We start from the raw sequence: 11,504 nt of genomic DNA on the forward strand, positions 1-11,504 counted from the left end.
GCCGCCATCCGCCAGCGAGGTCGCCGCCGGGCGTTGCAGGTCGATCTCCGGCGAGGCCACCGTCAGCGACGCGCTGGAGGTGCCGGAATTGCCCAGGCTCGACGTGAGATCGCCGCTGGTGTTGCTGTAGCTGCCGTCGCTCGCGGCGGTCACATCCGCCTGCACCGTGCAGCTGGCGCCCGCGCTCACCGTGCCGCCGGTGTAGGAGATGGTGCTGCCACCGCCGCTCGCCGTCAGCGTGCCGCCGGTGCAGGTGGTGGAGCCATTGGGCGTCGCCGCAACCTCCACCCCCGCGGGCAGGGTGTTGGTGAAGTCCAGCGCCGTCGCCGCCGTTGCATTGGCGCTGTTGTCGATGGTGAAGGTCACCGTCGCGGTTCCATCCGCCAGGATCGTCCCCGGCGCGATCGCCTGACTGAACGCAGGAGCCTGCGTCGCCGTGCCGCTCACGGTGAAATTAAAGGGATCTTCGTCCGCGTCACTGTTGACGAAAGACAGACCGAAGGAGAACGCGCCAGCCGCCGTCGGCGTGTATTGCACGTTGAACTGCGTGGTCCCGCCCGCCGCGGCGACGGTTGTGCTCCCGGGCGCGCTGATCGAATTTACGGTGACGTTGCTCGCAGCGGATGAGATCGCCGTGGCCACGGTCAGGTCCGCGGTTCCGGTGTTGGTGATCGTATAGGTGAGCGTCTGCGCGCTGCCCGACGCCACCGTTCCCTGCGCATCACTGCCACCATCCGCAACCGTGTTGGTTGTCGAGGAGGTCAGATCGCTGATCTCGGCTTCGGCATTGATCGTGCCCGAGATGGTGACATTGAACGTGGTTTCATCCGTGCCGTCATCGGCGTCGTTGGTGGTGAAACTGAACGGGACTGTGAACGTCGCGCCATCGGTGGTGGAGCTGGGGGTGAAGGTGATGCTGATCGCATCGGTTTCCGTGCCGCCCGCTGCCACGGAGGCCGTATCGATGGAGGTGGAGCCGAATGACGCATTGGTCGGGGCGCCCGGCGTCAGGCCCGACAGCGTCAATGTTTCCGACCCACTGTTGCTGACGTCATAGGTGATGGTGGTCGGGGTGCCGCTGTTGATCGCCGTTGCAATCGTATCGGTGCCGCCATCCGCCACGCTATTGCCGGTGGATGAGCTGAGATCGTCGATCTCTGCCGCGCCATCGATCGTGCCTGACCCTCCTCCCGATGCCGTGTAGCTGAAGCTGAAAGCTGTGCCGCCGTGCGAGCCGCTCACAGTACATCCTGCTGCGCAATCGACTCCGTTCAGACTACTGCCATCCGCATCAAGTGTCCCCTGCGGGCTTCCGTTGTTCACCGAGAAGACCAGATCACGCGCATCGCTCGCCCCTTCATTCAGGATGAAGTTCGTGAGGGACCCAGAATTGATTTGGATTTGTATCCAATCTTTAGAGAGAATAGCCGGAAAAGCTGCGTCGTCTTGCAGGGTGCATTCATCGTCTGTGAGGTTCAGGGTAATCGGGTTCGTCGGCACCGTATTCGCCGGACAATCGGTGAAGGATGCCAGCGCGGCCTGTGGCATCAGGCCAAGCGACAGGGCCAGAAACAAGCCAAGCGCGCAGAGCCATTTTGCAATCCGGGCTCTGGCCGTGAGATGACCAGAATCCAAACCTGCCTTGTCGCTGCAACTGACCCCGGGCGTGCCGCCGTGCCTAAACTCAACCATGACCAATCCGTTTTCAAACTGCCAATCGCGCAGGAAGGAAACGCCCATGCGCGAAACAAATTACATCCACCACTAGATTTTGAGAAATTTCAAAACAAGTATAATTTGCAGATCGACATCTGCGAGCTTCCAATCGACGCCAGATAAACATAACAACTATAGGCACTTATATACAAAAAATATATGCCAAACAACTGCCACACACGCGGCCTGAGACTTCGGTGAAGGTGGCGCGCAGCGGGTCAAGAACCGGCGCGGGGGCCTCAGTGTGATAATTATATGAATTATTTCATGACACTAACACGCACCTGCGTTTCAAAGCCACCCTTACATCCCGGCGCGCCTTGCCGAACGCAACTGCATGCACCGGCTGAACGGAAACGCGACACAAAATCAACCATAGGAATATTTTTATTGTCAAAGTGACGAGACTTGTGTGAGGCTCGAAGAATCATAGAGGCGCATTTTCAAACTCAACCCTTGGGGTATTTTATGCACACCCACGGGACCTTAATCGGTTTCAACCACACCAGAAACGCGCGCCTTGGGGGAGATTATGTCAGAACCATTTCTCGCTGAGATCCGCATTGTCGGGTTTAATTTTGCGCCCCGGGGCTGGGGCTTCTGCGACGGGCAGATCCTGCCGATCAATCAGAACCAGTCACTCTATTCGCTGCTGGGCACCACCTATGGCGGCGACGGGCGCACGTCCTTTGCGCTGCCCGATTTGCGCGGCCGCACCCCGCTGCATGTCGGTGAGGGTCACAGGCTTGGTGAAAGGAGTGGCGAGGAGACCTCGACGCTGAGCGTCAGTGAGATGCCCGCTCATAAACACAACGCGCGCGCCTCAGCGTCGGCGGGGAACGCGACCACTCCGGCCGGGCACCTCCTCGGCGCAGAGGCGACACCGGATGCCGCCTATCACTCTGCCGATGCGGGGACGCTGGTCGGCCTGCACTCCATCACAAATGTTGGCGGATCGCAGGCTCATGAAAACATGCAGCCCTACCTCGCGGTCAACTTCTGCATTGCCCTGCAAGGGCTGTTCCCGTCGCGCAACTGATCACGAAAGGACACAGGATGTCGGAACCCTTTGTAGGTGAAATCCGCATGTTTGCGGGCAACTTCGCCCCCCGCGGCTGGGCCTTCTGCGATGGGCAGTTGCTGGCGGTATCGCAGAACGACGCGTTGTTTTCCCTCTATGGCACCATCTACGGCGGCGATGGCCGCACCACATTTGGCCTCCCCGACATGCGGGGGCGATTGCCGGTCCACGCGGGAACCGGCCCGGGGCTCAGCCCCCGCCGCCTGGGCGCGAAGGGCGGCGCTGAAAAGGTCACCCTGACGGTCAATCAATTGCCCAGCCACACGCATCCGCTGCAGGCCTCCACTGCGCTTGCAGAGGCGGTCAGCCCGCAGGACAACGTTCTGGCGACGGGCGCCGGGATTGCCCATTACACGACCTCCGACCCGTTTGTGCAGATGTCGTCGCAGATGGTGACCCACACGGGTGGATCGCGATCCCACACCAACCTGATGCCCTATCTGTGCGTGAATTTCATCGTGGCGCTGTTCGGCATCTACCCGAGCCGACACTAGGAGGCGAAAATGTCTGAACCCTTTATCGCTGAAATCCGGATCTTTGCCGGGAATTTTGCACCGCGCAGTTGGGCGTTTTGTAATGGTCAGCTTTTGCTGATCGCCCAGAACACCGCCCTGTTTTCGCTGATCGGCACCACCTATGGCGGCGATGGCCGCAGTACAACGGCGCTGCCGAATTTGCAAGGGCGCGCGCCGATGCACCCCGGACGCGGCCCGGGCCTGACCTCCCGCCGCCTTGGGCAGCGCGGGGGCAGTGAACAGGTGACACTCACCGAAGCGCAGCTTCCCAATCACACCCATACGGCCATGGCCAGCACCGAGTTCGCAGATACAAGCACGCCGAGCTCCTCGACCACGCTTGGCAACACCGGCTTCGACACTCTCTACCAGACCGATACCGACTCCAAACACGTCGACCTGGCATATGAGGCGATGCCCGAGGCGGGCGGCGGGCAGTCGCACAACAACATGCAGCCCTATCTGACTTTGAATTTCATCATCGCGCTTCAGGGCCTCTATCCGTCACGCAGTTGACCCCTGCCCCAGCGACATCGCCTGCGCCAGCCCAGCCTATCGGAAGGACATTTCGACATGTCAGTTGAAGACGCCACCCCCGCAGAATTCGAAGGAAATGTGGTCACGGAACCGAGCTACTTTCGGATCTTCTTTACCGCCCTCACACCGGCGGGCGCGTTGGGTTACAAGGACCAGACGGTCGAAAACGGCGGTTTTGACAGCGGCTTCACGGCCTTGACCAACACCAGCTATCAGCCGGAGCATTTGAACGCGTCGGTCACCCAGGATGGATATGTCTCCGTTCTGGCTGTGGACGCGGCCACCGGAGACCTGACCTATATCCGAGAAACCCGGAACGAGGACGCCGACAGCCGTTTTGCGCCGCCTCAGACCCTGGGCAAGCCGGACGGGGTGAGCGGCGTTCTTGATACGGTGCTGATCAATGGTCTGACCGGACGCGCGAACGTGTTCCTGTCCAGTGCCGAAGCGGACAATTCCATCTGGTGGAAGTTCCAGAATTCCAACACCGTAGTTGAGAAAACCGTCAAAGTCGTGCCCCCCGGCACCGAGACACCGATCGAGGTGACAGTGCCCGTCGAAGTGCCGCCAGCGCAGATCTGGTCGGACTGGCAACAGCTGCCCGGTGCGCTTGTCAGCCTGACCGCCACGCAGAACGCGGATGGCCGCCTTTTTCTGGCCGGTATCAACGCGAATGGGGTGGCCTATTTGAACCTCCAGTCCAGCGACAGGCCATTCTTGCCCGAGGGCTGGAGCGGCTGGCAGGACATCTCCGAAGGGCTGACCGGCTTCGAACAGATCGTCTGTGGCCTCGACCATAACGCGCTGGTCCATATATTCGCGCGGATCGGCGACAAGATCTACATGAAGCTGCAACAACAGGTCAGTTCCAGCAGCTTTGGCGGCTGGGTGCTGTTTGCCTCCTTCGGGTCACCGGTGCATACGATGGATGTGTCCACCTCGCCCCTAGGCGGTCTCTACCTTGTCGCGCAACTGAGCTACGGGGCAAACTGCCCGGTCTATGCAAAATACCAGACCGGGACCGGATCGGATGACTGGTCCAGCCCGGCCGTCATCGGGCATGTCTATCAGAACTGCAACCTGATGCTGCAATCCAACGCGGACACCAGCCTCAGCCTGTTTTCGCTCGACCCGGACACCGGCAAGGCGGCTTATCTGCGTCAACAGTCCCTTGGCCATTGGTCGGCGACATGGACCGAGCTGGGGGCGGGCTATGCCGCGATCGCGACCACACAAGACATCACGCCAAACCCGTCATGATCCCTGCGTCCGTCCTCTCCGCAAAGTTCGAGGTGCGACGGCAGTCGACCGCCCCCCTGCCAGTGCAGGACCGTGCAGCGGCTCTGGGGCTGGGGTATCGATGGATCAGGCCCGAGGACTTTGATTTCCTCGCGGCGCTCTATCGAAGCACACGTGAAGCCGAGCTGGATCGCACCCCCTGGGACGAGACAGAGAAACAGGCATTCATCGCGATGCAGTTCGAGGCACAGCATGCTCATTACCAGGCGCATTATCCGCAGGCGCTGTGGCTGGTGGTTCTACGCGACAAGACCCCCGTCGGGCGCTTCTATCTGGAACGGTGGGACAGCGAACACCGCATTATCGACATTGCGATCATACCCGAGGCGCGGGGCCAGGGCCTCGGACGTGCAATCCTGTTGGACCTTCAGGACGAGGCCCAGGCTGCGGCAAAACCGGTGAGCATCCATGTGGAAAAGGCCAACCCGGCGCAAACGCTCTACCGTCGCCTTGGATTTCGCACGCAAGAGGACAAGGGCGTCTACGATCTGATGCGCTGGGATCCCCCGCCGATCAGGTAAAGATCGCCTCATACTGAATGCCCGCGTCCTTTTCGGCGACCGGCACCAGGAAAAGCTCCTGCTCGCCGAACTCCTGCTCAAACAGACGATAGACCGATTGTTCCAGCACGGGCGATTTTGGCCCCTGCCACAGGGTGGAGAACGCCCCGCCCTCGCGCTCTCCCGCGCCCAGGGGCTTTACCTCGATCAGCGATAGCTGCACCTCATCCGCAACCGACCGCACGTCGAACACCCGGTTGAGGAACGCTTCGAAATCACCGGAGGTGAGCGATTGCAGAGTGGCCATGTGATCTCCTTGAGCGTGGGGTTTGGTCCCGCACCCATGGTGCGCAACTTATGCGACGCTAACCGAACACCCCCACAACCGTAAAGCCCGTTTCCCATGCCAGACCGCTGTGACCCGCAGCCACGCCAATTGCCGACCGCGAACACCTCGGCACGTTGCCGAAGCCAAGGCAACAACGGGTGATCTGGGCGGTTCGGTTCCCGTTCCAAGTTGGTCAGGGGTGGCCACCGCAGCCCCTTTTGCAAAAGAATCCTTGCATTGATGCGGCAGAGCGCCCATCTGTGCAGGGCTAACGTTTCTTCTCTTCGAATTTCTGCTTCCGCCCAAACGGTATCAGTCGATCGACTTGGATCAACTTTTGCCGACCTGTCGCAATCCCGCGGACAGACTTTTTAGGAGATTACGGATATGGCCAATGGCACCGTGAAATGGTTCAACTCTACCAAAGGCTTCGGCTTCATTCAGCCTGAAGATGGCACTCAGGACGTGTTCCTGCACATTTCCGCAGTTGAACGCGCCGGCATCAACCGCATCGATGATGGCCAAAAGGTCACCTACGACCTCGAAAGCGGTCGCGACGGGCGCACCTCTGCCGGAAACTTGGCACTCGCATGATTGCCATTGCCGGGGACACGGACAGATGACCGAACCCCCGGCAAACAAGGACGCCCCGGATATCTTTGCATATCTCTCGGTGTCCGCTGCAAAATCAAAATCTTCGGAATCTTTGTCAGCGGCCGATCGGACAACACTTGTCGTCAAGCGCCTGCGCGACGAGGAAGCCAAGGCCAACGCTGAAAAGACCGCACGTCTGAGAGCGTTTCGCAAAAAGACGGATCCGAGATAGAGGGAGCGACCCGCTCCCTCGATACCCGATCGCACCTTGTGAACGCACGCAGGGTGCAATTCCTTTTTCAAGCGAATGCGTTGGATGAATTCACCTTCGAAGGGTGAGTGTCGCGCATCTCAATCGCAGGCCCCGCGGCCCGGATCGCCGCGCCCTCCCTGCAAAACCTCTCCGGCAGAAAATCTGATATGCGACAGTGCCCCTGAACAGTGCGCCCAGCCGTGCCTTGCGCCCCGTTGCGATGCCTCCAATCGATCAGACCCTGCGGGAACGAAAACGGGGCAGAACGCTACAATGGGTGACTTTGTGGGAAACTGCCAAGTTCCGGCCATTCCCGAGGTTCGCATGAAGTTCTGTAACCCATTGATTTAATGGCGGGGAGACAGGGATTCGAACCCTGGGAACGCTCTCACGTTCAACGGTTTTCAAGACCGCCGCATTCGACCACTCTGCCACCTCCCCGGTCACAGATCGAACTGCGGAGCGGTTTAGGATGCCGATGGCGCAGTGGCAAGGAGAAATCCGCAAGACCTGCCGCATTGCCGCCAACATCACAAACACGCAATCTGTCGCCCATTGCCCCGCTCAGGCGGAAAGGCAGGGTTTCCATACCAAATCACAGCGTTTATGGTTTGCTCAAAGGCGCGGAAGACCGGAAAACCGGCACAGCCCGAACAGATGCCGCGGCAGCGGTTCTTTGGGCGCAAGCGCTGAGGCGAATACGGATACAGGCGGACCATGAGCAGGCAGGACAGGCGCATGAGCGATAGAAACTTGAAACGAGCGGCCCCGCGCAAGCCCGCCAGGGCGGGGTTGGCCCTGGCCTTGGTCAGCACATTGGCGTTGACCGCCTGCGAAGAGGGCGCGAACCTTTCGTTCCTCCAACCCAAGGGCGAGGACACCCAGGGCCTGGCCAGCAATTCCACCAAACTCGTGGAACGGGATGTCGAAGCCCCGGATGTCTTTCAGGTTACCGAAGCGGGCCTCTGGGACGGGCGCCCCTCGATCGGCGGTGTCTGGGTCGCGCATCCGGATGTCAACGAACCCGAACGCGTCATCATTCGCAACAACGCCAACGGCAAATTCGTGATCGGCGCGCTGTTCCGCCGCGAACGCGCCCTGCCCGGGCCGCGCTTGCAGGTGTCCTCCGATGCGGCCTCGGCGCTGTCGATGCTGGCTGGCGCTCCGGTGGAGCTGAATGTCACGGCCCTGCGGCGCGAGGCGGTTGAGGAAACCCCGCCGGAGACCGCGGTGCCGGAGATCGAAGGCCTCGAGGACGACGCGGCACCGGTCGCGGCGAGCGCGGAGGTCGAAACCCAGGCGCTCGATCCCATCGCAGGCGGCGCAGCAGCGGCGATCGAGGCCACCGCACCGGCGGCGACACCGGCCCCAGCCCCTGCCCCATCGCAGCCCACTGCGCCGCAACGCTCCGCGCTGGCAAAACCCTACATCCAGATCGGCATCTTCAGCGTCGAGGCCAATGCCAAACGCACCGCCGACCAGATGCGCAATGCCGGCATCATTCCCACGGTCTATGAGCAATCCTCCAACGGCAAACCCTTCTGGCGTGTTGTCGTGGGCCCGGCCCAGTCCAAGGGCGAGCGGTCGCAATTGCTCAAGGCCGTGAAGGACGCGGGCTTTGGCGATGCCTATGCGGTGACCAACTGACCCGGGCCCGCGCCCGGATCAGCGATATGAGACAAGCGACGAAGGGAGACCCTTCCCCATGACCATCCGCTTTACCCCCGTTCTCCGCCTTGGCGCCCTGGCCGGGCTTTGGCTGGCGGCTGCCGCCCCCGCCGCGCTTGCCTTTGACACCAAGGCGCGGGCCGCCTTTGTGGTGGATCAGGGCACCAACACGGTCCTGCTGGACAAGAACGCCAACGCGCCGCTGCCGCCGGCCTCGATGTCGAAGCTGATGACGCTCTATGTCGCCTTTGAGGCGGTGCGCGACGGACGCCTCACGATGGACGAGCGGCTGCCGGTCAGCGAACACGCCATGAGCTACAAGGGCTCCACCATGTTCCTGGACACCACCGACCGGGTGCGGGTCGAGGATCTGCTGCGCGGCATCATCGTGCTGTCGGGCAATGACGCCTGCGCGGTGATCGCCGAGGCGCTCAGCCCCGATGGCACAGAGGCCGGCTTTGCCCGCTACATGACCCGGCGCGCCCGCGAGATGGGCATGACCGACAGCACCTTCATGAACTCCAACGGCTGGCCCGACCCCAGCCACCGGATGTCGGTGCGCGACCTGGCGATCCTGGCCGAACATCTGATCGAGGATTTCCCCGAATTCTACCCGATGTTCGCCGAGCAGGAATTCGAGTTCGACGGCCGTGCCCCGTCCAATACCCGCAACAGGAACCCGCTCTTGCAACTCGACATCGGTGCCGATGGTCTCAAGACCGGGCACACCGAAGAAGCCGGTTACGGGCTGGTCGGATCCGCCAAGCAGGGTGACCGGCGGGTGATCTTTGTCATCTCCGGCATGGACAGCACGCTCGACCGTGCCGAAGAGAGCGAGGCGATCGTCAACTGGTCCTTTCGCCAGTTCACCAAAAAGACCATAGCCCGCGAGGGTCTGGCCGTGGAACAGGCCGAGGTCTGGATGGGCGCCAGTCCCACCGTCGGACTGGTGCCGCCGGAGGATCTGCAAATCCTGCTGCCGGCGCTTTCCGATGATGCGGTCAAGGCGGAAGTGGTCTATACCGGCCCCGTCACCGCGCCGATCCAGGCCGGTCAGCAGCTTGCCGAGCTGGTTGTGCAGCCCGAGGACCTGCCCGAAATGCGCCTGCCGCTGGTGGCGCAGAGCGACGTGGGCACCGGTGGCTTTCCGGTCAAGGTGATGACGGCGGCCCGGGTCCTGGTGAAGCGCTTTCTGAACGGCCCCGAGGACGCATTGTGAACGACAGCCAAGGCCGCGGCCTGTTTCTGACCTTCGAGGGCATCGACGGGTCGGGCAAATCCACTCAATGCCGCCTGCTGGCGGAGCATCTTCGCGGCCTTGGCCGGGAGGTGGTTCTGACACGCGAACCCGGCGGCTCGCCCGGGGCGGAGGAAATCCGCCGGCTGGTGCTCGAAGGGGACCCGGACCGCTGGTCGGCGGAGACCGAGATCCTGCTGTTCACCGCCGCGCGCCGCGATCACCTGGAGCGCACCATCCGCCCTGCCCTCGCGGCGGGCAAGGTGGTGATCTGCGACCGGTTCGCCGACAGTACCCGCATGTATCAGGGGCTTTCGCGCGGCGACCTGCGCGCCACCGTCGACAGCCTGCATGCGCTGATGATCGGGCGCGAACCGGATCTGACCCTGCTGATCGACATGGATCCGGCGACAGGACTGGCCCGGGCCAAAGGACGCCAGGGGGCGGAGGAACGGTTCGAGGATTTTGGTCTCGACCTTCAGAAAAAGATGCGCGCGGGCTTTCTGTCGCTTGCCGAGGAATTTGCGGATCGGTTCCGCATCGTCGATGGCGCGCAGGATATGGACAGCGTCGCCGCCGATGTGGCGCGCATCGTGACCGAGGCGCTGGACGCAGCCAAATGAGCGATACCGACGACCTCCCGCGGGCCGATCAGGCCGAGGGTGCGCCGCATCCGCGTGAAACCGCCCGGCTGTTTGGCCATGCCCAGGCAGAAGCGGATTTCCTGCGCGCCTTTTCCTCGGAGCGGCTGCATCATGCCTGGCTCATCATGGGGCCGCGCGGGGTGGGCAAGGCGACGCTGGCCTGGCGCATCGCCCGGTTCCTGCTGGCGACCCCGGCACAAGAGGACGACGGGTTGTTCGGCGCGCCGCCGCCGCCCACCAGCCTCGATATCGACCCGGATCACCCGGTCAGCCACCGCATCCAGGCCCTGGCGGAGCCGGGCATGGCCGCCATCACCCGCAGCTACAACGACAAGGGCCGCCTCAGGGACCAGATCGTGGTCGATGACATCCGGGTGCTGAACAAGTTCTTCGGGTTGTCCTCTGCCGAGGGCGGGCGCCGCGTGGTCATTGTCGACAGCGCCGACGAGATGAACGTCAATGCGGCCAACGCCCTGTTGAAAATGCTCGAAGAACCGCCGGCGCGCACCACGCTGCTGCTGATTTCCCACCAACCGTCGCGCCTGCTGCCGACGATCCGCTCGCGCTGCCGGACCCTGCGGCTTGGGCCGCTCGGCGCCGAGGACATGCAAGCCGCGCTGGAACAGGCCGGGGCCGATCTGCCCGCCGATTCGACCCATCTTGCCGCCCTCGCCGCGGGCTCTGTCGGGGCCGCGATGCGTCTCTTGTCGCTCGACGGGCTGAAACTCTATGCCGAGGTCCTGAAAATCGCAGACAGCCTGCCCCGGCTTGACCGGCAGGGCGCGATGGCGCTGGCCGAACGCGCCGCCGCCCGCAACGCAGGCGAACGGTTCGAACTGATGCTGGGGCTGATCGACCTGCTGCTGGTGCGGCTGGCGCGCACCGGCGCCACCGGCCAGCCGCCCCTGCCCCAGGCAGCCCCGAACGAAGGCGCGATCCTGTCGCGCCTGTCGCCGGATCCTCACAGGGCGCGGGCCTGGGCCGACCTGGCCGCCCGCGTGACCGACCGCACCCGCCACGGGCAAGCGGTGAACCTTGACCCTGCGGCGCTGGTCCTAGATACGGTGTTCAAGATGCAGGAAACCGCCGCGCGCTGACCGGCCCGACAGCCCCGGCGCGCATAAGGGCGCAA

Annotated in this window: 14 protein-coding genes and 1 tRNA gene; 12 read left to right on the forward strand and 3 right to left on the reverse strand. The window is 62.8% G+C overall.

Annotated features, from left to right (window positions below; translation table 11 throughout):
* The coding region (locus tag MHM88_RS15150) for a beta strand repeat-containing protein (RefSeq protein WP_370687496.1) at window positions 1–1,242 on the reverse strand (1,242 nt) is incomplete at its 3' end.
* A 153-nt stretch (window positions 1,243–1,395) separates the two neighbouring features.
* Here MHM88_RS15150 and MHM88_RS15155 point away from each other — a divergent pair.
* The 6 genes from MHM88_RS15155 (at window position 1,396) to MHM88_RS15180 (ending at window position 5,669) form a co-directional block, all read left to right on the forward strand.
* Window positions 1,396–1,839, forward strand: coding sequence for a hypothetical protein (locus MHM88_RS15155; RefSeq protein ID WP_239367117.1), 444 nt, complete (start codon window positions 1,396–1,398; stop codon window positions 1,837–1,839).
* Between the two features lie 409 nt (window positions 1,840–2,248).
* Window positions 2,249–2,755 carry a phage tail protein gene (locus MHM88_RS15160; protein WP_239367134.1) on the forward strand — a complete coding sequence of 169 codons (507 nt, stop codon included), beginning with the start codon at window positions 2,249–2,251 and terminating at the stop codon, window positions 2,753–2,755.
* A 17-nt stretch (window positions 2,756–2,772) separates the two neighbouring features.
* Window positions 2,773–3,291 (forward strand): phage tail protein, encoded by a 519-nt coding sequence (locus MHM88_RS15165; RefSeq protein ID WP_239367140.1) that lies wholly within the window; start codon window positions 2,773–2,775, stop codon window positions 3,289–3,291.
* Window positions 3,292–3,300: 9 nt separating this feature from the next.
* Complete coding sequence (locus MHM88_RS15170; protein WP_239367154.1) at window positions 3,301–3,828, forward strand: phage tail protein; 528 nt, start codon at window positions 3,301–3,303, stop codon at window positions 3,826–3,828.
* A gap of 57 nt (window positions 3,829–3,885) precedes the next feature.
* Window positions 3,886–5,109 (forward strand): hypothetical protein, encoded by a 1,224-nt coding sequence (locus tag MHM88_RS15175; protein WP_239367156.1) that lies wholly within the window; start codon window positions 3,886–3,888, stop codon window positions 5,107–5,109.
* Window positions 5,106–5,669, forward strand: a complete 564-nt coding sequence (locus tag MHM88_RS15180; protein ID WP_239367175.1) for a GNAT family N-acetyltransferase — start codon at window positions 5,106–5,108, stop codon at window positions 5,667–5,669. Before MHM88_RS15175 ends, MHM88_RS15180 begins: the two co-directional genes overlap by 4 nt.
* Here the strand turns inward: MHM88_RS15180 and MHM88_RS15185 are convergent.
* Window positions 5,662–5,955, reverse strand: a complete 294-nt coding sequence (locus MHM88_RS15185; RefSeq protein WP_239322874.1) for a hypothetical protein — start codon at window positions 5,953–5,955, stop codon at window positions 5,662–5,664. The genes MHM88_RS15180 and MHM88_RS15185 overlap by 8 nt on opposite strands.
* 408 nt (window positions 5,956–6,363) lie before the next feature.
* Here MHM88_RS15185 and MHM88_RS15190 point away from each other — a divergent pair, with 408 nt between their 5' ends.
* Together MHM88_RS15190 and MHM88_RS15195 are read left to right on the forward strand one after the other, a co-directional pair.
* A complete protein-coding gene (locus MHM88_RS15190) occupies window positions 6,364–6,570 on the forward strand; it encodes a cold-shock protein (protein ID WP_239322873.1) in 207 nt (68 codons plus the stop codon).
* Between the two features lie 25 nt (window positions 6,571–6,595).
* Complete coding sequence (locus MHM88_RS15195; RefSeq protein WP_239367178.1) at window positions 6,596–6,802, forward strand: hypothetical protein; 207 nt, start codon at window positions 6,596–6,598, stop codon at window positions 6,800–6,802.
* 372 nt (window positions 6,803–7,174) lie between these two features.
* Here MHM88_RS15195 and MHM88_RS15200 read toward each other — a convergent pair.
* Window positions 7,175–7,264, reverse strand: a tRNA-Ser gene (locus MHM88_RS15200).
* 297 nt (window positions 7,265–7,561) lie between these two features.
* Between MHM88_RS15200 and MHM88_RS15205 the strand changes: the two genes are divergently transcribed.
* Genes MHM88_RS15205 through MHM88_RS15220 form a run of 4 tightly spaced genes read left to right on the forward strand, consistent with a single transcriptional unit; the run spans window position 7,562 to window position 11,469 of the window.
* Window positions 7,562–8,470, forward strand: a complete 909-nt coding sequence (locus tag MHM88_RS15205; RefSeq protein WP_239367180.1) for an SPOR domain-containing protein — start codon at window positions 7,562–7,564, stop codon at window positions 8,468–8,470.
* A gap of 58 nt (window positions 8,471–8,528) precedes the next feature.
* Complete coding sequence (locus tag MHM88_RS15210) at window positions 8,529–9,710, forward strand: D-alanyl-D-alanine carboxypeptidase family protein (RefSeq protein WP_239367182.1); 1,182 nt, start codon at window positions 8,529–8,531, stop codon at window positions 9,708–9,710.
* Window positions 9,707–10,351: a dTMP kinase gene (gene tmk, locus MHM88_RS15215; protein WP_239367184.1), complete on the forward strand. Its 645-nt coding sequence runs from the start codon at window positions 9,707–9,709 to the stop codon at window positions 10,349–10,351. Before MHM88_RS15210 ends, tmk begins: the two co-directional genes overlap by 4 nt.
* Entirely contained in the window at window positions 10,348–11,469 is a 1,122-nt protein-coding gene (locus MHM88_RS15220; protein ID WP_239367186.1) for a DNA polymerase III subunit delta', read from the forward strand. Before tmk ends, MHM88_RS15220 begins: the two co-directional genes overlap by 4 nt.
* Window positions 11,470–11,504: the final 35 nt, after the last annotated feature.

The organism is Epibacterium sp. MM17-32, from assembly GCF_022348205.1.
Taxonomy (GTDB): Bacteria; Pseudomonadota; Alphaproteobacteria; order Rhodobacterales; family Rhodobacteraceae; genus Epibacterium.

Bases quoted from the DNA above. Each gene is read 5' to 3' on its own strand.
- MHM88_RS15190 (WP_239322873.1), top strand. From the start codon at position 6,364: ATGGCCAATGGCACCGTGAAATGGTTCAACTCTACCAAAGGCTTCGGC.
- MHM88_RS15165 (WP_239367140.1), top strand. From the start codon at position 2,773: ATGTCGGAACCCTTTGTAGGTGAAATCCGCATGTTTGCGGGCAACTTC.
- MHM88_RS15160 (WP_239367134.1), top strand. From the start codon at position 2,249: ATGTCAGAACCATTTCTCGCTGAGATCCGCATTGTCGGGTTTAATTTT.
- MHM88_RS15180 (WP_239367175.1), top strand. From the start codon at position 5,106: ATGATCCCTGCGTCCGTCCTCTCCGCAAAGTTCGAGGTGCGACGGCAG.
- MHM88_RS15210 (WP_239367182.1), top strand. From the start codon at position 8,529: ATGACCATCCGCTTTACCCCCGTTCTCCGCCTTGGCGCCCTGGCCGGG.
- MHM88_RS15175 (WP_239367156.1), top strand. From the start codon at position 3,886: ATGTCAGTTGAAGACGCCACCCCCGCAGAATTCGAAGGAAATGTGGTC.
- MHM88_RS15195 (WP_239367178.1), top strand. From the start codon at position 6,596: ATGACCGAACCCCCGGCAAACAAGGACGCCCCGGATATCTTTGCATAT.
- MHM88_RS15185 (WP_239322874.1), bottom strand. From the start codon at position 5,955: ATGGCCACTCTGCAATCGCTCACCTCCGGTGATTTCGAAGCGTTCCTC.
- MHM88_RS15170 (WP_239367154.1), top strand. From the start codon at position 3,301: ATGTCTGAACCCTTTATCGCTGAAATCCGGATCTTTGCCGGGAATTTT.
- MHM88_RS15205 (WP_239367180.1), top strand. From the start codon at position 7,562: ATGAGCGATAGAAACTTGAAACGAGCGGCCCCGCGCAAGCCCGCCAGG.
- MHM88_RS15220 (WP_239367186.1), top strand. From the start codon at position 10,348: ATGAGCGATACCGACGACCTCCCGCGGGCCGATCAGGCCGAGGGTGCG.